Raw genomic sequence first — 19,345 nt, forward strand, 5'->3', positions numbered from 1 at the left:
CGTGTACTTGGCCAGACGCCTGCCAGCCGGCGTCTGGTCTTTTCTTTTTGGCTGCCGATAGGCAAACTCGACGCGCCCTTCTTAATAACGTCATCATCGAAAACTATGAGGATTTATTCTTTTAAAGAATAAAGAATAGAGGGTATGGTGGCTTCAGCATCAACAAGATTCGCATCAGTGGACGATCATCTGATGCCCGACCGCAGGACACCCCTGACATGTATCGCTATGACACCTACGACCAGACACTGGTCGACGAGCGGGTAGCTCAGTTCAAGGACCAGATGGATCGCTATCTGGCGGGCCGTCTGGGGGATGAAGAATTCCGCCCTCTGCGCCTGCAGAATGGCCTTTACATCCAGCGTCACGCCCCGATGCTGCGTATCGCCATTCCTTACGGCATGTTGAGCGCTGTCCAGCTGCGCGCCATGGCGGCCATCAGTCGTCGTTATGACCGTTCCTATGGACACTTCACCACCCGCCAGAATCTGCAGCTGAACTGGCCGAAGCTGGAAGATGTCCCGGCAATTCTCGCCGAACTCGCTCAGGTCGAGATGCATGCGATCCAGACCAGCGGCAACTGCATCCGCAATACCACGACTGACCAGTTCGCCGGTATCGCGGAAGACGAGACCGTCGACCCGCGTCCGTGGTGTGAGCTGATCCGTCAGTGGTCCACGCTTCACCCGGAATTTGCCTATCTGCCGCGCAAGTTCAAGATTGCCGTCACCGGCGCAAGCGCCGACCGTGCTGCCATCCAGGTCCACGATATCGGCATTCGTCTCAACCGCGCCGACGATGGCAGCGTCAAGGCCACCATCCTGGCGGGTGGCGGCCTCGGCCGTACACCGATGGTCGGCGACATCGTGCGCGAAGACCTCGACTGGCAGCACCTGTTGACCTATCTGGACGCTATCGTGCGTGTCTACAACCAGTGGGGCCGTCGCGACAACAAGTACAAGGCGCGCATCAAGATCCTGGTCAAGGCACTGGGAATCGAGGAATTCCGCCGTCGCGTCGAGGAAGAATGGGCCCACCTCAAGGATGGCCCGGAAACCCTCACCGACTCCGCCGTCACCAAGGCGACCAGCTACTTCCCCGAGCCTGAGCGCCGTGAAGTCAGCGCCGAGGCCATCGAGGCCTACGAGACCCTGCGCCGCGAGAACCGCGCCTTCGCGCGTTTCGTGACCAACAACGTCGTCGGCCACAAGGTGCCGGGCTACAAGGCCGTCACCCTGTCGCTCAAGCGCCGTGAACTGGCCCCGGGTGACGTCACTGCTGACCAGATGGACGCCGTGGCTGACCTCGCGGAGCAATATGGCTTCGGTGAACTGCGCGTGACACACGAGCAGAACCTGGTGCTGTCAGACGTGCCGGTTGATGAGCTCGAGACACTCTGGAAGGCGCTGGAAGAACTCGGCATGGCCAACCCGACCGTCGGCACGCTGGCGGACATGATCTGCTGCCCGGGTGGCGATTTCTGCTCGCTGGCCAATGCCAAGTCGATTCCCATCGCTCAGGCACTGCAGGACCGCTTCGAAGACCTCGACTTCCTGTACGACCTCGGCCCGCTGGACCTGAACATCTCGGGCTGCATGAACGCCTGTGGCCATCACCACGTCGGCAACATCGGCATCCTGGGTGTCGACAAGAAAGGCCAGGAGTTCTACCAGGTCTCGCTGGGCGGACGCAGCGACGACAACGCCACGCTCGGCAAGATTCTCGGCCCCTCCTTCAATGCCGAAGACATGCCGAACGTCATCGACAAGGTGCTGCAGGTCTACGTCGAGCAGCGTCTGGAAGATGAAGTCTTCGTCGATACCTACCACCGCATCGGCATGAAGCCGTTCAAGGAGCGGGTCTATGCCTGAGGTGACTGCACAAATGACATCAGCACGTGAATTGACCGATCAGCGCCAGGGTGGCGTCATCCGTCAGAATCAGCTGGTGAGCGAAGATGCCTGGCAGGTCGTGCGTCTGGATGAAGACGGCAATCTACCGAGCTATCAGCAACCTGCCCTGCTGCCGCTGGCAGAATGGCAGGCGCTGGTCGCCGCCGGTGAAGGTTCTGATCATCTGGCGCCCTGGCTTGCCAGTGACACCGAGCTCACGCCCGAGCTGGGCAAGGCACTGGCGGACGCACCACTGCTGGGGGTCGACTTCCCGAACTTCAATGATGGCCGCGGTTACACCATTGCCCGCCTGATGCGTGAGCGCTTCGGCTACCAAGGTGAGATTCGCGCCATCGGTGACGTGCTGGTGGATCAACTCCACTACATGAGCCGTTGTGGCATCAGTGCTTTCGCCCTGCGTGACGATCAGTACGTGGAAGATGCTTTGCATGCCCTGAGCTTGTTCAGCGTCAGCTACCAGACCGGTGTCGACCAGAAGACGCCGCTGTTCGCGCGTCGTTGATCGCCCGCTCTTGATCACTCACCGTTACTGCCTGCGGATAGACGCGGGATAGAAAGCAATCGCAGTCGAGTGAACCAAGCAAAAGCCCCCGTCCAGGATGGTCTCCTGGGCGGGGGCTTTTTTCGTGCCGGATGGTTAGTCTCTGCAGTGTCTTGCCTGACGTTTCGTCTCAGTCGCCTGAGCGGCTCTTCAACCGGCGACGACCGTGGACAGCAGTGCCATCCCTCCCACCAGCAGTGCGGCCATCACCAGTCCCACCACCAGAAAGTTCAGCGCATGGCCGTGCTCGAAATCACGCTTGCGATTGGCCTCCTTCTGGACACCAAAGAATGCTGCCAGTACGGATTTGACTTCATTGATCATGATCGCCTCCTGGTCGGTGACCTCACGCAATTCATCATCAGGGCACAGGGTTGTCTGAGGACAGGGGGGGCCGGGATAGAGTTGACTGGAGACAGCACAGGATGCTCGCGCGCATTCCAGCAGAGGGAGCTATGCTCAACTCAGCTCAGGTTGCGAAGCCTGTGCCACTAGACACCAGCCACTATCACTATTGGTCACAATAACGCCAAACACCAGCCGCCCCGCCGGTATTTTCCCCAAGGTCTGCACTCATCAGCTATCAGATACCATGAGACAGGAGTCCGGAATGCCAATCGCCAATCAACCGATGCACCCTTTCGCTGCCTTGTTCAGCACCCCACTGCCCTGGATGAATCGACCCGATGACCTCGTGCATCCCCTCGCCCCCTTGATGCGTTGTCAGCAGGTATGGTGGAGCCTGAGCCTCAAGGCATATGAGCAGGAGATCGAGTTTATTCGCATGTGGCAGACCAAGAGCATGGAAATGGGCCAGTGCCTGCTATCCTCCGGGTTCGTTGACCCTCACGAGTCAAAGGAGTGCCTGACGGAGATCGTCAGTGATGTACAGGAACATACCGTCAAGCGCCTGCAACGCCTGCAAGGCCTGACAGACGAATTGAAGGAAGCCATCTGGGAAGAGATCTAGGGCGCAGCTCTGGGCCTGGGGCCGGTGGGAGCGTTGCCCAAAGGCCCTTGTCGACAACAGGCTAGTGGTGTCGTCGCCAGGTCAGCAAGCCACCAAGCCAATAAGAAGACGTCAGAAGATCTATCGGGCTAGATGATCCATCGGATCCAGGTGAACCAAGCGAGAAACGCACAACGCCCAGCCTTCAGGTAGAAGTGCTGGGCGTTGTGCTTACACGCTTGCAGGCCTGATAAAGCCATCGCGACGCGCGAGCCACTGCATGACTCAGGTGATAGCTCATGGCTTGCTCAGAGCGTAGCGCAGGACAAGTCAGGCAAGACGAGGGCTTACTCTGAATCCGCTTTCCCCTTGAATGCCTCAAGCTCTCGCAGCCATGTCTGGGCGGCCTCGCGATCAAGATCGAATTCCGCGATCAGGCTTTCGAGTCGCGCCACGAACTCCTCATCACGCTTCTGGGCGCGCGCCTCGTCAGCGTCGTGGTTCGACTCGGCGGCGGGGGCAGGCTGAGAAGAGCGATCCAACGCATTCAGCTCTTCTGCCAACGCCTTTTCGAGCTCATCAAAGAGAGCACGCTGCTTGCGAGCACTGGCAATGATCTTTTCATCATGTCGGTTCATGCACGATTTCCACTTTTGATCTTGTCGACAACAAGAAGACAACGCTATGAGTTCACTGCAGGACGATGAGCGACAATTTGACTTGCAGCTTATGCACGACACCTTCAACACTCGACCGGCGCGCCTCAAATCAAGATGTTAGCGAGCCTCTTCTGGACAGCCATCGATAAATGACAGATATCTTCTTGAAAGCCATACAGAAAACTAGCTTCATCATGCCCCTTTCAACGTCTGCTCGCAAGACATCGCGCGACAGGAAAAACGTGCAATTGCCCTGAACTGGGGCTTCGCGGAGTGTTGAGTGCCCTCTCTTGGCATTGGGGCGGTAACATCGTAGCGTTGGCTGGATGACATAGAGGACTGAAACGATATCCTCTGGGTCTTGCGCTAGCCGCTATGCTCGAAACAGTGCCATCATCACCCTCCCCGGCGCCACCGCATCACTCATGGATGACGTGACTCGATGATCAAGGATAGTGATCTCTCTCGACATGGGCCAGATACCGGCCCGCCCGATCTTCGCTCCCCGGTCAGACAGCGTCCGTTGGGCAAGCCCTTGCGCCTATGGCTGGGGTTGACCGCACTCTCCTGTCTCTCACTTGGTGCCCTGCTGGTATTTCAGGAATCGCAGAGTCGCGAGCAGGATATTCTGCAGGCCCAGGCGACACAGATGCTGGTCGCCAAGGAGCGGCGTCAACAGGCCAGATTAATGGTGGAGCAGACGCTCGGCATGATCGCCTCGCGGCATCGCGATTACGAGCATCGTCTGCAACGTCTTCTCATCACCACCATGCGCTCCCCGTCACTGGGCATCAGCCATCTGAGTGGACGCGATCGCTCCTTCGTCAGTACCGAACTGTTGCGCCAGTTCCCGGACCTGCGCATCAACCCGGACTGGATCGACATCATGCAGCTCCCCACCACGCTCCACCCTGACTGGTGGAATCAGGAGCTGAATCAGCGCCTCAATGCGGGCATGCGCAAGCCACAATTCCTGCGCGGCACGGATGCCGGGCTGGTGTTTGCCGTGCCGCTGGGGCAGGAGGAAGGTAACCCCGGCGCCGTGCGCCTTGATCGACGACAACAGCCCGCCCCCTGGGCGCTGGTGCATATCGACCCGAAGATGGTGGCCTTTCTGGTCGCCAATGAGCTGAGACAGTCTCTGCACGCCAGTATCGAGCGCGAGGAAAGCCGCTATGTCTGGATCAACGAGATCCTGGACCCGACCGGAGGTGAGGGCTATGCACGCCGGTTGATCCATCCTCTGCTGCCGGCCACCGAAGGCAAGTTGCTGTCGACCGAGTACCAGGACAGCAGTGGCCGCTTCCCGTATCGCACCGAGCTCGAGGGTGTCTTGAACGGCAGTGGCATCTACTTCGATTACCGCTTCCCCAAGCGCCCGGGCGCCGAGCAGGTCGACAAGACCGCCTACGCCGCCCTGTATCCCCCCTTCCAGTGGATCATCGCCAGCGGCGTCTATCTCGATGACATCAGTGAAGCCGCCCTCCAGGCGCACGAAGACTTGATGAACAAGAAGCACGCGCTGGAGCGTTGGCATTTCCTGATCACCCTGCTGGTGACCTTGATGCTCTGTCTGGCCTTTGGCTACGCCTTCCTGTGCCAGTATCGCGAGCGACAGCTGCAGATGCGCCAGCGCATGAATCAGCTGGAGCATGAGCTTGAGCAGCGCGGCGAAGACAGGCTCGGGGCGGTGATGCGCATGATCCGTGAGGAACGCTGTCCCGAGCGCTCGGGAGAAGACTTTCTGGCCGCCAATCTTGTCAGCGCCATCGCGACACGACTCGGGATGGACCGCCAGGAAATCGCCACGCTGGAGCGCGTTGCCATGCTGCACGATATCGGCAAGCTGGCGCTGCCTGACTCCCTGCTGCGACCGCGCGATGAACTCCATTTCGATCAGTATCACTTGCTGCGTCGCCATGTCGAGGTCGGTGCACGCATGATGGAAGATGCCCTGATGGCACCCGCGGAAGCTGACCTGTTGCGTGCCAGTCAGCAGTTCATGCTGGGGGCCTGCAGCAGGTTGACATCGTATGCAAACGGCAACGCTGCCGCGACCTCGCAAACCTCTGCAACACCTCCTGCCATGTCTCCGTCTGCTCCTCCTCGTGCAGATATCCCACAGGCAGAGCAGACCTCGGCCGATACAGCAGCGACGTCGCTCGCTGCCAGCACTCTGGCACTGGTCGTGCAGGTCATCGAGCTGGTGCGACACACCGGTGTCAGTGAGGCCCAGGCACTGAGCGAGATCGAACACCGTCTAGGCCTTATGCCACCAGAGTTGCTGCAAGCGGCGCGTGAAGTACTGACGGAGCAACCGATAGCGCCGGCACCCACCCTGCATCGACTCTGCCCGCAGCAGGTAGAGCGTGACCCGAACCGGTGGCGCGACAGCCACAGTGGCTGCTTCACCCGCGCACTGCTGGATGCCGCTCTCGAAGCGCTGGCCCGGGAGTGTCAGGACGCCATGGGGCAGCACATCACGCTGTGCCATCTTCACCTGGGCGGCATGAAAGGATCGCGCCGCAGCGCTGACGACAGACACCTTGCGCCACTCGATGCCCAGCTTGGCCCACACCTGAATGCCTGCTTCTATCCGTTGCGTGTCTTCCGCGTCAGTGAGGGCAACTTCATCGTGATGGGGCACCAATGTCGAGATATCTCGCCTGCGCAGAAAGTGACTCGCCGCCCTGAAGGCAATGAGCCACTGTTCGAGGCGCCAGCCAATGGCACTGCCTCGCCACCCACCGCCAATTCCCTGACATCGCTGCTGTCATCGCTGGAGGACACCGCGACGCTCGAGATCACGCTGCTCGATCTCTCCTGTGCCCAGACACTCAAGGAATGGCAATTGACCCTCAATGGCCATATGGCTCGCTACCCGCCATCGGCGTGATCTGATCATGGCGCCAAGCTTTCCTGGTGACCCGCTTCCCGATGACCCGCTTTGCATGTGAGCCGTCTTACCAACCGTGACAGGGGCCAGACATCGTGTCTGGCCCCGTTCGTTGTAGATGCACCCTTTTCACTCCCCCTTGTTACCCGCCTCCTCGTTGGCTGCGCCATTGTTAGCTGTGACGGGCGAACTTTTCGCGCGACCAAAGTTGAAGAGCTTGTGGCTTGTTGAAATGTCCGACATTTATTAATGTGTGTTCAGACATTTATCCTGATGCTCGGAACCTCATGCGTCAGCGCCGCGCTCGAAGGCGATGCGATGCAGTGACTCTCCTGACCATCCTCTCACGACAGGCATCTCAATGACCGACTCTCTGGCGGCAGCCTCACTCGCCACTGACAGCGCCTCGGCGAACGACGCGACCCCGCGCAGCATGGAGGCCATTGCCACCTGCATGGCGCGGGAAATTCTCGCGGGCAGCTTCGGCCCCGGTGACAGCTTTCCGCGTGAACTGGACCTCTGCCAGCGCTTCGACGCCAGCCGCAACCGTGTTCGCAACGCCCTGGCTCAGCTGGTGAGCGCCGGGCTGCTGGAACGTACCGCCGGGCGTGGCACCATCGTGCGCGAGATGAGCGAATGGCAGCTGCTGGATCCGCTGATGAGCCATTGGGTCAGCGGTCTCGACGGTATCAACCCGGACCTGATGCGCGAGATCTACGCCTTCCGCCTGTCCGTCGAGCCCTATGTCAGTGCGCTGGCCGCAATGAAGGCCAACGCCCAGGACCTCGCGCGCCTGGAGCGCGCCTTCGAAGGCATGGTCAATACCGCCAATGACAGCTCGCGTGAGGCGCACGCCGAGCACGATGTCGCCTTCCACGAAGCCATCTACCACGCCACGCACAATCTGGTGTGGACACAACTTGGCAGCCTGCTGCGCCCTGCCATCAGCCAACTGATCCACAGTACCCAGCAGTCCGCGCAGCAGCATGATCACAGCCATCATCGCGCCAGCCTCGATCGTCACCGCGCGGTGATGGAGGCCATTCGCCTGCGCCAGCCCGAGATGGCACGCACCTGTGCCGAGCGCGTGCTGGAGACCGCAGCGCGCGATCTCGGCTTCTCACCTGACCACCCACAGCTGGGACACCGCCGCTTCTGATGCTGATCGGGCGTCAGCTGATGACGACCGATTCCACCACCCGCTTCGCCTGGCGCTGAGCCTCGTTCAAACGCCCATTCTCAACAAGGATGCATCCGTGAAAATCACCCGACTCAAGACCTGGCAAGTTCCGCCGCGCTGGCTTTTTCTCAAGATCGAGACCGATGAAGGCTGCTATGGCTGGGGCGAACCGGTCATCGAGGGCCGCGCCGCGACGGTCGAGGCCGCCGTGCACGAGCTGTCCGATTATCTGGTCGGTCAGGACCCGCGCAATATCGAGCACCTGTGGAACGTGATGTACCGCGCGGGCTTCTACCGTGGTGGCCCGATCCTGATGTCTGCCATCGCCGGCATCGATCAGGCGCTGTGGGACCTGAAGGGCCGTGATCTGGGAGTGCCCGTGCATCAGCTGCTCGGCGGCCCGGTGCGCGACAAGATGCGCATGTATGCCTGGACCGGCGGTGACCGCCCGTCAGATGTCGGCGCAGGCGCCAAGGCGCTGGTCGATCAGGGCTTCACCGCCTTCAAGATGAATGGCACGCCGGAGATGCAGATCGTCGATTCGCACAAGAAGATCGATGACGCCGTGGCACGTGTCGCCGAGGCCCGTGATGCGGTCGGTGCGGATGTCGGCATCGGCATCGACTTCCATGGTCGCGTGCATCGCCCGATGGCCAAGGCGTTGCTGCGTGAGCTGGAGCAGTTCCACCCGATGTTCATCGAGGAACCGGTCGCGCCTGAGCACCTGCCGTCGCTCAAGCACATCGCCGAAGGCATCGCGACGTCCATCGCCACCGGCGAGCGCCTGCACACCCGCTTCCAGTTCCGCGATCTGCTGGCGGACGGCATGGTCGACATCATCCAGCCGGATCTTTCCCACTGTGGCGGCATCAGCGAAGGCCTGAAGATCGCCACCCTGGCCTCGGCTTACGATGTGGCGCTGGCCCCGCACTGCCCGCTCGGCCCGCTGACGCTGGCGGCCTCGCTGCAACTGGACGCGGTGTGTCACAACGCCTTCATCCAGGAACAGAGCATGGGAATCCACTACAACAAGGACAACGACGTACTGGATTACCTGGTCGACAAGGATGCGCTGGCAATCAAGGACGGCTTCTGCGCCATTCCGCAGGGCCCGGGGCTGGGCGTCGAGATCGACGAAGCCTTCGTCGAGGAGCGTGCCAAGGTCGGCCATCGCTGGCGCAACCCGCTGTGGACCCACGAAGACGGCTCCGTCGCCGAGTGGTAATGCCGAGCAAGCCGCAACGCACCCGCTGACAACCTAGACGCCATGCCAGGACAGGCCTTCCGCCGAAGGCCTGTCACGCTCAAGGAAGGATTCGACATGACTCGTACCACATCATCCACGTCTGAAGGCTCCGCCTTCGCCGACTTTCGCTACCCGGACCTCGAAGGCGCCAGCGTCTTCATCACCGGAGGTGGCTCCGGCATCGGCGCCGCGCTGACCGAAGGCTTCCTCGCCCAGGGCGCCAAGGTCGCCTTCGTCGGCCTGTCCGATGCCAGCGAATTCTGTGACGCCATGGAAGCTCGCTACGCCAATCGTCCGCTGTTCATCCCCTGCAACATCCAGGACATCGAGGCACTGCAGGCCGCCGTCGCTCAGGCGCGTGAGGCCCACGGCTTGATCAATGTACTGGTCAACAACGCCGCGCGTGACACCCGTCATACGCTGGATGAGTGGACGGTGGAACAGTGGGATGAATCCATCGCCACCAACCTGCGCCCGCAATTCTTCACTGCCCAGGCCGTCGCCCCCGACATGCGCGCGTTGGGTGGCGGCGCCATCATCAATCTGTCCTCCAACAGCTACATGCTGGGACTGGGCGGCTACCCGACCTACGTGACCGCCAAGGCCGGCATCATGGGCATGACCAAGGCACTGGCACGTGAGCTGGGCCCGGACGCCATTCGCGTCAACTGCCTGATTCCGGGCTGGGTGATGACGGAGCGTCAGCGTGAGCTGTGGGTCAACGACAAGGACCTGAACGAGTGCATTGATCAGCAGTGCCTGAAAGAGGCCATTCCGGTCGAGGAGATGATCAATCCGTGCCTGTTCCTGGCCTCCAGCGCCTCGCGCATGATGACCGGCCAGCCGATGGTGGTAGACGGAGGCCGAGTGTGAGCGGCGTCAGCGTCACGCCGGCCTGGATCGCCGTCGATTGGGGCTCCAGCAATCTGCGCGCCTGGGCCGTCACTGACGAAGATGAGGTCATCGCTCAGGCCAGCAGTGCCCGCGGCATGCTGGGACTGGCGGCGGATGAGTTCGAGGATGTGCTGCGCGTGCTGATCAATGACTGGCTGCCGGATGATGCGACGGCACCCGTACCGGTACTGATCTGTGGCATGGCCGGCGCGCGTCAGGGCTGGCAGGAGGCGGCTTACCTGCCGCTGCCCGCAGACAAGACGCCTTCCCGTGATGTGCTTGCTGCCCTCGGTGAGCGACTGACCCATGTCACGACGCGCGACAGCCGCCTTGCCGTCGCCATCGTGCCGGGCCTCTGTCAGCAGCAGCCGACCTACGATGTCATGCGTGGCGAGGAGACCCAGCTGGCGGGCCTTGTCGCCGCCCAGCCCGGCTACAGCGGTGCGGTGTGCCTGCCCGGCACCCACGCCAAGTGGGCGCATCTCGTCAATGGCGACATTACCGGCTTCAGCACCTTCATGAGCGGCGAACTCTACAAGCTGCTCAGTCAGGATTCGGTGCTCAAGCACTCCGTCGCTGCTGGAGATCTCACCGACGCCACCCAGCGCGATGCCTATCTGGAGGGCATCGATACAGCGCTTGCTGCCCCGGAGCGCACCACCGCGCAACTGTTCGGCATTCGTGCCCGCGATCTGCTCGATACATCTCTGCCTCAGAGTGACGCTCGCAAGGCGATGCTCGGTGCACGCCTGTCAGGCCTGGTGCTGGGACTTGAGCTGGCGGGCGCTACTGCGGAGCTTTCAGATCACACCACCATCACCCTGATCGGCGACGCCGTGCTATGCCAGCGCTATCAGGTCGCGCTGGAGCATCTGGGCTATCAGGTCACCACCGCGGCCAACGCCGACATGATTCTGGCAGGGCTCGGACGCATCCGGCGTGGACGATCATCCACGCAGTCATCATCAGACCGTGGCTTGTCATCAAAACATGCCTCTGTGAGCCATTGATTGAGCATTTCTGGCATTGCCAGACAGCATTTCTCTCTTCACACAGCCCTTGTTCACACAGCTCCTCTTCAAATAGACCCATTTCTGGAGATTGCCATGAGCCTGCCTCTGGTCGCCATACTGCGCGGTGTGACACCGCAAGACGTCATCGCCATCGCCGACGAGATCATCGCCGCCGGCATCACCCGCATCGAAGTCCCGCTCAACTCCCCACAACCGCTGGAGAGCATCGCCGCGCTGGTCGAGCACTGCGAGCGCGCGCATGACGGCAAGATCCTGATCGGTGCCGGCACCGTGCTGATCCCACAGCAGGTACGCGATGTGCACTCCGCCGGCGGCCGTCTGATCGTCTCGCCCAATGCCGATGTCGACGTCATCCGCGAAAGCCGCCGCCTGGAGATGGTCTCGCTGCCCGGCATCGTCACGCCGACGGAAGCCTTCGCGGCTCTCACTGCCGGCGCCTCGGGCCTCAAGCTGTTCCCGGCGACTCAGGTCGGCATCGTCAACATGAAGGCCATGCTGGCCGTGTTGCCCAAGGACATCGAGCTTTATGCCGTCGGCGGCATCGGCAGTGACAACTTCGCCGAATGGCGTGCGGCGGGTGTCCACGGCGCCGGCCTCGGCACGGCCATCTACACGCCCGGCCTGAGCGCGGCCGAAGTGGGTGAACGTGCCCGCACGCTGGTCGCGGCATGGCTGGCGGCAGACTGATAGCGACAAGTCACGCCGCCGCAAGAGTGACGAGACAACGAACAGAGCACGGATATCGCAAAGGAGCAGCAGATGATGTCATCCCCATGCCTTGGCACTGCCAGTCGCCTCGTCGCCAGTGGCTGCGAGCTGGGCGAAGGGCCGGGCTGGACGCCCGCGACAAGCACCCTACCTGCCCGGGTGCGCTGGCTGAACATCCTCGCCGGCGAGCTGCATCACGCGGCCGCGGACGGCAGTGATCACGTCATCACTCAGCTGGCGCGCCGCACCTCCTACGCAGCCGTTACCCAAGACGGCGATTACCTGCTGGTCGGCCAGGGAATGCTCTCGCGCTACACCCCCGAGACCGGCGCCGTGGAGGATTTCATGCCCTTCGAGGCGGACGCGGCGCCGGCCACGCGCAGCAATGATGCGCGGGTCGATCGCCACGGCAGTCTGTGGCTGTCGAGCATGGGCTGCAACGCCGAGTCCGGCGCTGGCAGCCTCTATCGACTGCATCGCGGAGAGCTGACCCGCGTACTCGAGGGGCTGACTATTCCCAATGCGCTGTGCTTCTCGCCGGATGGCCGCTTTGCTTATTTCACCGACACCGTTACCGGTCAGGTGATGCGCTGGCAGCTGGACGCCGATGGCTGGCCACTCAAGTCAGCAGGTGAATACAACGCCCCCGAAGTCTGGGCCGATCTGCGGGATGCCGGTGGTGGCCCGGATGGCGCCGTGATCGATGCCGAAGGCCATATGTGGATCGCGCTCTGGGGGGCCGGCCGCGTGGCAAGGCTGAACCACGACGGCAAGGAAATCGCCCATGTAGCGCTGCCGGTCAGTCAGCCTTCGTGCCCACTTTTCGGTGGCGAAGGGCTGAACACGCTGTATGTCACCACGGCGCATGAAGGCATGGCCACGCCGGTTCATGCGGCGGGCGATGGTGATCTCTTCACGCTGAACCTGTCAGCACACGGCTTCAAGGGACTAGCAGAGCTACCACTGGTGCTGGGCTGACACCGCCACTCCCTCTCTGATCTTTCTTTATTTCTGGACCCCTCATGATGACCGCAGACGCCCCATCCTCCCGACCTCCGGCTGCGCCTGACGCGACCTGGTCAAGCGATCAGCAGTGGTTGAGCCTGAGTGCCGATGGCATCCAGCTACAGCTGGATCTCGCCGATGGCCTGCTCAAGCTGGCCCATTTCGGGCGCATCGCGCCCATCAATCCGGACCAGCACCGCCTGATGAGCGCTGCCGCCACGCCCCAGGCCAGCCTGGATCAGCTGCCGCCCAATACCCTGTTCAATGATGCCGGGCTCGGCTTTGCCGGCTATCCCGCGCTGATCGGTGACCGCGAAGGCCGCGACTGGCTGACGGCGATGCGCCTGAGCGATGTGGCCTGCTCGACGGATGCCTCCGGCGCTCACGCCCGCCTGACGCTTCGCGACAGCCTGAGTGAGCTGGAAGTATTGCTGGCGCTGACCGTTACCCGCGAGGGCGTATTGCGCCAGCAGACGACCCTGACCAATCAGTCATCCGCGCCCTATCGGCTCGAGTGGCTGGCGGCCGCCTGCCTGCCGCTGCCAGTCCGCTTCGAGGAGTGCCTGAGCTTCGGCGGCCGCTGGGTGCAGGAATTCACCGAGACGCGTCATCGTCTCAGCGAAGGCACCTTCACGCTCGAGAACCGTCGCGGCCGCAGCTCGCATCAACGCGTGCCGACGCTGATCACCGGCACGCCAGGTTTCAGCGAGCAGCGTGGCGAAGTCATCACCGCGCATCTGGCGTGGAGTGGCAATCATCGCGCATTGATCGAGCGTCAATTTGATGGCAGCACTCAATTGCAGATGGGTGCCCTGCTACTGCCTGGCGAGCAGATGCTGGCCGCCGGCCACAGCGTGGCCACCCCGGAAGTGGTGATGGCCTGGTCGGATAGAGGTATCAATGGCGCTAGCCAGCGCATGCATCGCACCCTGCGCGCGCGGCTTGACTGGCCGGTGGCCGACAAGCCGCGTCCGGTACACGTCAACACCTGGGAAGCACTCTATTTCGATCACGATGCGGCGCGTCTCGAGGAGTTGGTCGTTGCTGCCGGTGAGGTGGGTGCCGAGCGTTTCGTGCTCGATGATGGCTGGTTCGTCGGCCGGAGTGGCGAGCGCGCCGCCCTTGGCGACTGGTATCTGGATTCCGACAAGTACCCGCAGGGGCTGGGGCCGCTGATCGAGTCCGTGCAGGCGCACGGTATGGAATTCGGCTTGTGGGTCGAGCCCGAGATGGTCAACCCGGACAGTGAACTCTTCCGCACCCATCCGGATTGGATTCTCGGGCTGGAGGGGCGCGAGCAGCCGCTGGGACGTTATCAATGCGTGCTGGATCTGACTCGCCGCGAGGTCTGTGACTACCTGTTTGCGCGCCTCGATGCGCTGCTCAGCGACTACCCGATCAAGTATCTGAAATGGGACATGAATCGCGACCTGACCCACGCGGGCGGCCAGTCGGAGGAAGGACGCGGAAAGCCTGCCGCCCATGCCCAGGTCAGCGCGCTCTACTCGCTGCTGGCCCGCCTGCGAAAGGCGCATCCCGGCGTCGAGATCGAGAGCTGCGCCTCGGGCGGCGCGCGCACCGATCACGGCATTCTGCGGCACACCCATCGCGTCTGGACGTCTGACTGCAACGATCCCCACGAGCGCACGCATATCCAGCGCGGGGCCAGTCGCGTGCTGCCGCCGGAGCTTCTGGGTGCGCATATCGGCCCGCAACACGCCCATACCACCTCGCGACGCACGTCGCTCGCCTTCCGTGCCTCCACGGCGCTGTTCGGTCATCTGGGACTGGAGCTGGATGTCAGCCAGCTCGGCCAGGCAGAGCGCCGTGAGCTGGGCGGCTGGATAGCGCGCTACAAGGCGCTGCGTGGCCTGCTGCACAACGGTGTCAGCTGGCGTCTGGATTGCCTGGATGACGATCAGCATGCCCATGGCGTGGTCAGTCAGGATGGGCAGCAGGCCCTGTTCAGCATCAGCCAGCTGGCCATGCCACGCCACGCCGTGCCCGCCGCCCAGCCGCTGGCCGGCCTGCAAGCCGACACGGCCTACCGGCTCGAGCTGCTGGAACTGCCGGAGCACCCGGAGCGACGCATGAAACAGCTGCCCGCCTGGATCAGCCGACAACAGGCCGGCGAGCCGGTCGTCGTCTCCGGTGAGTACCTGATGCGAGAAGGCCTCGCCCTGCCGGTGCTGGACCCCGACCAGGCAATCCTGATTCACCTCCATGCGGTAGCGCCATGACGCGTGCCACGCAGGATGTCATTGCATGCGACGCGCTCGCTCCCCACTTTCAGCATCAAGGATGAACCCCATGCAGCTCGGTGTCTGTTATTACCCGGAACACTGGCCACGTGATCGCTGGCCGCAGGATGCTCGCGACATGATGGAAGCCGGCGTTCGTGTCGTGCGTATCGGAGAATTCGCCTGGAGTCGCCTGGAGCCCAGCGCGGGTGACCTGCGCTTCGAGTGGCTGGATGAGGCCGTCGAGGTTCTGGCGGCGGCTGGTCTCAAGATCGTGATGGGCACGCCCACGGCGACACCGCCCAAGTGGCTGGTGGATGCTCATCCGGAAATTCTGGCCGTCGATGAGAATGGCGACACACGCGGCTATGGCTCGCGTCGTCACTACTGCTTCTCTTCGCCGACGTTCCGCACCTTGAGCGAGCGCATCGTGCGCCTGATGGGCGAGCGCTACGCCCACCATCCCGCGGTCATCGCCTGGCAGACCGACAACGAGTACGGCTGCCATGACACCATCCTCAGTTACTCCGCAGCGGCCCGCGCCCGCTTCCCCCAATGGCTCGAGGCGCGCTATGGCACGGTCGAGGCCCTCAATGAGGCCTGGGGCACGGTGTTCTGGAGCATGGAAGTCAGCGAGTTCTCCCAGGTCGAGGCGCCCGTCGGCACCGTGACCGAGCCGCATCCGGCCATCGTGCTCGATTATCGACGCTTCTGCTCCGACATGGTGGTCGAATACAACCGCCTGCAGGTCGACACCCTGCGTGCCGCGGGTGTCAGCGGCGATATCGTGCACAACTTCATGGGCCTGTTCACCGAATTCGATCACTTCGATGTCGCCCGGGACCTGGATATCGCCAGCTGGGACAGCTACCCGCTGGGCTTTCTGGAGCGCGGCGCCCACGACGACGCCACCAAGGCCCATTATCGCCAGCAAGGTCATCCGGACTTTGCCGGCTTCCATCACGACCTCTACCGCGCCATGTGCAAGGGCCGCTGGTGGGTGATGGAGCAGCAGCCGGGCCCGGTCAACTGGGCGATCAGCAACGCCGCGCCCTTGCCCGGCATGGTGCGACTGTGGAGCCACGAAGCCTTCGCGCATGGCGCCGAAGTCGTTTCCTACTTCCGCTGGCGTCAGGCGCCCTTCGCCCAGGAGCAGATGCACGCTGGCCTGCTGCGCCCGGATGGCTCGCCCGCCTCGGCCTGGCCGGAGCTCTTGCAGGTGCGCGATGAACTGGCGACACTCGCGGAACATGACTCGGCGTCTGCCCAGCAGGCGCCCGCCGCCCTGATGTTCGATTACGCCTCCATCTGGGCCTGTCAGATCCAGCCTCACGCCGAGAACTTCAACCCGCTCGAACTGTACCTGAGCTGGTACAGCGCGCTGCGGCGGCTCGGGCTTGATGTCGATATTGTCTCACCGCGCGATGCGCTTTCTGGCTATTCACTGATTGTGCTGCCCTGTCAGGTAATTGCCGATGAGGCACTGGCGGCGCGTCTTAGCACGGCGCGCGATTCAGGCAGTCGCGTGGTGATCGGCGCACGCTCCGGCTCGCGCACGCCGGAGTTTCAGATACCCGCGCAGTTGGCACCCGGCGCACTCAGCGAGCTGGCTGGCGTCACGGTCGATCGAGTCGACGGCCTGCGGCCAGGTGCCAAGCCGGCCGTCATGTTGAGCAACGGTGCACACGGCCATGCCCTGCGCTGGCGCGACCTGCTCGACCATCAGCGCACCAGTGCCCAGGTGGTAACGCGCTTCGAGGATGGCGAACCCGCCATCCTGCATCAGCGCGGTGTCAGCTATCTGACCGCCTGGTTGAGTGAAGACACTCTGGTGGCGATTCTGCAGGCGGAGTGTCAGGCCTGCGGCATCACCACTCATGCCCTGCCCGACGGCGTGCGCCTGAGGCGGCGCGGGCCGCTGAACTTCGCCTTCAACTATGCCCCCGAGCCGCGCTGGCTGCCGGAAGGCCTCGTCAATGACAGCGGGCTGCTGGCCGGTAGCCGGGTGCTGGCACCCGCTGACGTCTGTATCTGGTTCAGTGACGAAAAGCGCCCCTGAGTGCGGCGGCTCCTGCCCACTCATTCAACGCGAAAATCGACTTTGCTTGAAAGCAGGACATCTCTCGGATTTCGCGACCGGCAGACTGTTCGATCACTTGTCGCGGCGCCTTCGGGCGCCGCTTTTTTGGATAGCTATTCTGGGTCTGCAGGCTTCATGAGTGACTACAACACGTGCTGACCCCCCCCCCTGCTTACCGGATGACTGAGGCTGTCTTATCGTCAAAATAAAGCAGAATGAAGATAACGGTATATATTTTGATGTAAAACGACCTCTCTTTTCACTGCGCAAGGCCAGATGGAGTTTGCCCTTGAGTGCTTGCTGACCGCACAGCGCTGCCACTTAAGGCGCATTGTTCTCATGTCAGACAATCTCTAGTGTGCTGGATGTCTCTGTATATAAGCCAATAAATAGCAAAAACAACAGGCCACGCACCTGTAAACAGGACAACCGTCGTCAATGGCAGACGACCCACGACTACGATAACGCCAACTACGAGATACCCCCATGAGTATTCTTGCCATTCTGATATCGCTCGGGCTGCTGATGTTCCTGGCCTACCGCGGTATCACCGTTCTCTTGCTTGCCCCTCTGATGGCCGCCCTCGCCGTCGTCCTGTCAGGAGATGCAGCCGCCCTGCTGCCCAGCTACACCGTGACCTTCATGAGTCAGCTGGGCGGCTATCTGGCAAAGTTCTTCCCGCTGTTCATCCTCGGTGCCCTATTCGGTCAACTGATGGCCGATTCCGGGGCCGCGCATGCCATCTCCGAAGGCCTGGTCAAACGCCTAGGCACACGCCATGTGATCCTGACTGTGGTCCTGGCCTGTGCACTGCTCACCTATGGGGGCGTCTCGCTGTTCGTGGTCGCCTTCGCCGTCTACCCGATTGGCGCTCAGCTCTTCCAGCGCACCGGCACGCCCAAGCGACTGCTGCCCGCGGCCATCGCCCTCGGCTCCTTCACTTTCACCATGACGGCACTCCCCGGCACACCTGCCATCCAGAACGCCATCCCGATCCCCTACTTCCAGACCAACAGCTTTGCAGCGCCAGGCCTGGGCATCATCGCAGGCCTGATCATGCTAGGGCTGGGTACCTGGTGGCTGAAGGGACGTGCCAGCAAGGCTCAGGCACAGGGGGAAGGCTACGGAGTTCACAAGGACGAAGCGCTGGAGGAATCCATGGCGCCCACCGCACAGATGGGCATGATCACGGCGCTGATTCCGCTGGTGATGGTCATCGGCCTGAACGCCCTGATGACCTATCTCGTCTTCCCGCGCATCGATTTCTCCTACCTGAGCGAGGCCTTCCCGGAGCTTGACCCGGCGGGCGCCACCGGCATGTGGTCGATCCTGATCGCGCTGGCCTTGGCCTCCACCTGGCTGGTCATCTCACGTTGGAAGCAGTGGGCCGACCTGAAGACCACCGTCAACAATGGCTGCTTTGGCGCCATGCTGCCGGTCTTCAATACCGCCTCAGAGGTGGGATATGGCGCGGTGATCGCCAGCCTGGCCGGTTTCGCGATGGTCAAGGAGGCGGTGCTCGGCCTGTATCCGGGCAACCCGCTGATCTCGGAAGCGGTGGCAGTCAATGTGCTGGCCGGCATCACCGGCTCGTCATCCGGCGGCATGAGCATCGCGCTGTCGACTCTAGGCGAAACCTACCGCGAGATGGCCGTCAATGCCGGCATCGACCTGGAACTGATGCACCGCGTGGCGGCGCTGGCGGCGGGCAGCATGGACACCTTGCCGCATTCCGGAGCGGTCATCACCCTGCTGGCGATCTGCAAGCTGACTCACCGCCAATCCTACGGCCAGATGTTCATGATGACGGTCGCCTTCCCGATGCTGGCCCTGATTGCCGTCGTGACCCTGGGCAGCCTGGTCGGCAGTTTCTGAGCCGTAACAGCTTTTGAACCGTTTAAGCTACTGGCCATAAGCGGAGCAAAGTGACACCAATACAATGACAAGAAGGCCACCCATTCGGGTGGCCTTCTTGTTGAGCAATCACGCCAGCAATGCGC

At 62.4% G+C, this 19,345-nt stretch carries 15 protein-coding genes; 13 read left to right on the forward strand and 2 right to left on the reverse strand.

Going from position 1 to position 19,345, the window contains the following annotated elements:
- Positions 1-218 precede the first annotated feature (218 nt).
- Both LCW13_RS09120 and LCW13_RS09125 read left to right on the forward strand, forming a co-directional pair.
- Positions 219-1,871, forward strand: a complete 1,653-nt coding sequence (locus tag LCW13_RS09120; RefSeq protein WP_141391638.1) for a nitrite/sulfite reductase — start codon at positions 219-221, stop codon at positions 1,869-1,871.
- Positions 1,872-1,884: 13 nt separating this feature from the next.
- Positions 1,885-2,415 carry a DUF934 domain-containing protein gene (locus tag LCW13_RS09125; protein WP_175088790.1) on the forward strand — a complete coding sequence of 177 codons (531 nt, stop codon included), beginning with the start codon at positions 1,885-1,887 and terminating at the stop codon, positions 2,413-2,415.
- A gap of 189 nt (positions 2,416-2,604) precedes the next feature.
- Here LCW13_RS09125 and LCW13_RS09130 read toward each other — a convergent pair whose 3' ends face one another.
- Positions 2,605-2,778 carry a DUF2970 domain-containing protein gene (locus tag LCW13_RS09130; RefSeq protein WP_175088791.1) on the reverse strand — a complete coding sequence of 58 codons (174 nt, stop codon included), beginning with the start codon at positions 2,776-2,778 and terminating at the stop codon, positions 2,605-2,607.
- Positions 2,779-3,064: 286 nt separating this feature from the next.
- On the opposite strand from LCW13_RS09130, the gene LCW13_RS09135 reads away from it, so the two are divergent.
- Entirely contained in the window at positions 3,065-3,424 is a 360-nt protein-coding gene (locus tag LCW13_RS09135; protein WP_225346688.1) for a hypothetical protein, read from the forward strand.
- A 326-nt stretch (positions 3,425-3,750) separates the two neighbouring features.
- Here the strand turns inward: LCW13_RS09135 and LCW13_RS09140 are convergent, their stop codons facing one another.
- Positions 3,751-4,041, reverse strand: coding sequence for a hypothetical protein (locus LCW13_RS09140; protein ID WP_175088793.1), 291 nt, complete (start codon positions 4,039-4,041; stop codon positions 3,751-3,753).
- A gap of 463 nt (positions 4,042-4,504) precedes the next feature.
- On the opposite strand from LCW13_RS09140, the gene LCW13_RS09145 reads away from it, so the two are divergent.
- The 10 genes from LCW13_RS09145 (at position 4,505) to LCW13_RS09190 (ending at position 19,220) form a co-directional block, all read left to right on the forward strand.
- Positions 4,505-6,958: a cache domain-containing protein gene (locus LCW13_RS09145; protein WP_175088794.1), complete on the forward strand. Its 2,454-nt coding sequence runs from the start codon at positions 4,505-4,507 to the stop codon at positions 6,956-6,958.
- A gap of 361 nt (positions 6,959-7,319) precedes the next feature.
- Positions 7,320-8,117 carry a FadR/GntR family transcriptional regulator gene (locus LCW13_RS09150; protein WP_225346689.1) on the forward strand — a complete coding sequence of 266 codons (798 nt, stop codon included), beginning with the start codon at positions 7,320-7,322 and terminating at the stop codon, positions 8,115-8,117.
- A 97-nt stretch (positions 8,118-8,214) separates the two neighbouring features.
- Positions 8,215-9,363, forward strand: coding sequence for a galactonate dehydratase (gene dgoD, locus LCW13_RS09155; RefSeq protein ID WP_175088795.1), 1,149 nt, complete (start codon positions 8,215-8,217; stop codon positions 9,361-9,363).
- A gap of 96 nt (positions 9,364-9,459) precedes the next feature.
- Positions 9,460-10,257, forward strand: coding sequence for an SDR family NAD(P)-dependent oxidoreductase (locus LCW13_RS09160; RefSeq protein WP_225346690.1), 798 nt, complete (start codon positions 9,460-9,462; stop codon positions 10,255-10,257).
- Positions 10,254-11,288, forward strand: coding sequence for a 2-dehydro-3-deoxygalactonokinase (locus LCW13_RS09165; RefSeq protein ID WP_175088797.1), 1,035 nt, complete (start codon positions 10,254-10,256; stop codon positions 11,286-11,288). Before LCW13_RS09160 ends, LCW13_RS09165 begins: the two co-directional genes overlap by 4 nt.
- Before the next feature lie 96 nt (positions 11,289-11,384).
- Positions 11,385-11,999 (forward strand): 2-dehydro-3-deoxy-6-phosphogalactonate aldolase, encoded by a 615-nt coding sequence (locus LCW13_RS09170; RefSeq protein ID WP_175088798.1) that lies wholly within the window; start codon positions 11,385-11,387, stop codon positions 11,997-11,999.
- Between the two features lie 72 nt (positions 12,000-12,071).
- Positions 12,072-12,998 (forward strand): SMP-30/gluconolactonase/LRE family protein, encoded by a 927-nt coding sequence (locus tag LCW13_RS09175; protein WP_225346691.1) that lies wholly within the window; start codon positions 12,072-12,074, stop codon positions 12,996-12,998.
- Positions 12,999-13,042: 44 nt separating this feature from the next.
- Entirely contained in the window at positions 13,043-15,265 is a 2,223-nt protein-coding gene (locus LCW13_RS09180) for an alpha-galactosidase (protein ID WP_175088799.1), read from the forward strand.
- 70 nt (positions 15,266-15,335) lie between these two features.
- Positions 15,336-17,324 (forward strand): beta-galactosidase, encoded by a 1,989-nt coding sequence (locus tag LCW13_RS09185; RefSeq protein WP_175088800.1) that lies wholly within the window; start codon positions 15,336-15,338, stop codon positions 17,322-17,324.
- Positions 17,325-17,831: 507 nt separating this feature from the next.
- A complete protein-coding gene (locus tag LCW13_RS09190) occupies positions 17,832-19,220 on the forward strand; it encodes a GntP family permease (protein ID WP_175088801.1) in 1,389 nt (462 codons plus the stop codon).
- The last annotated feature ends 125 nt before the right edge of the window (positions 19,221-19,345 follow it).

It is taken from the genome of Cobetia amphilecti, assembly GCF_020217465.1.
In the GTDB taxonomy this organism is placed as follows: Bacteria; Pseudomonadota; Gammaproteobacteria; order Pseudomonadales; family Halomonadaceae; genus Cobetia; species Cobetia amphilecti.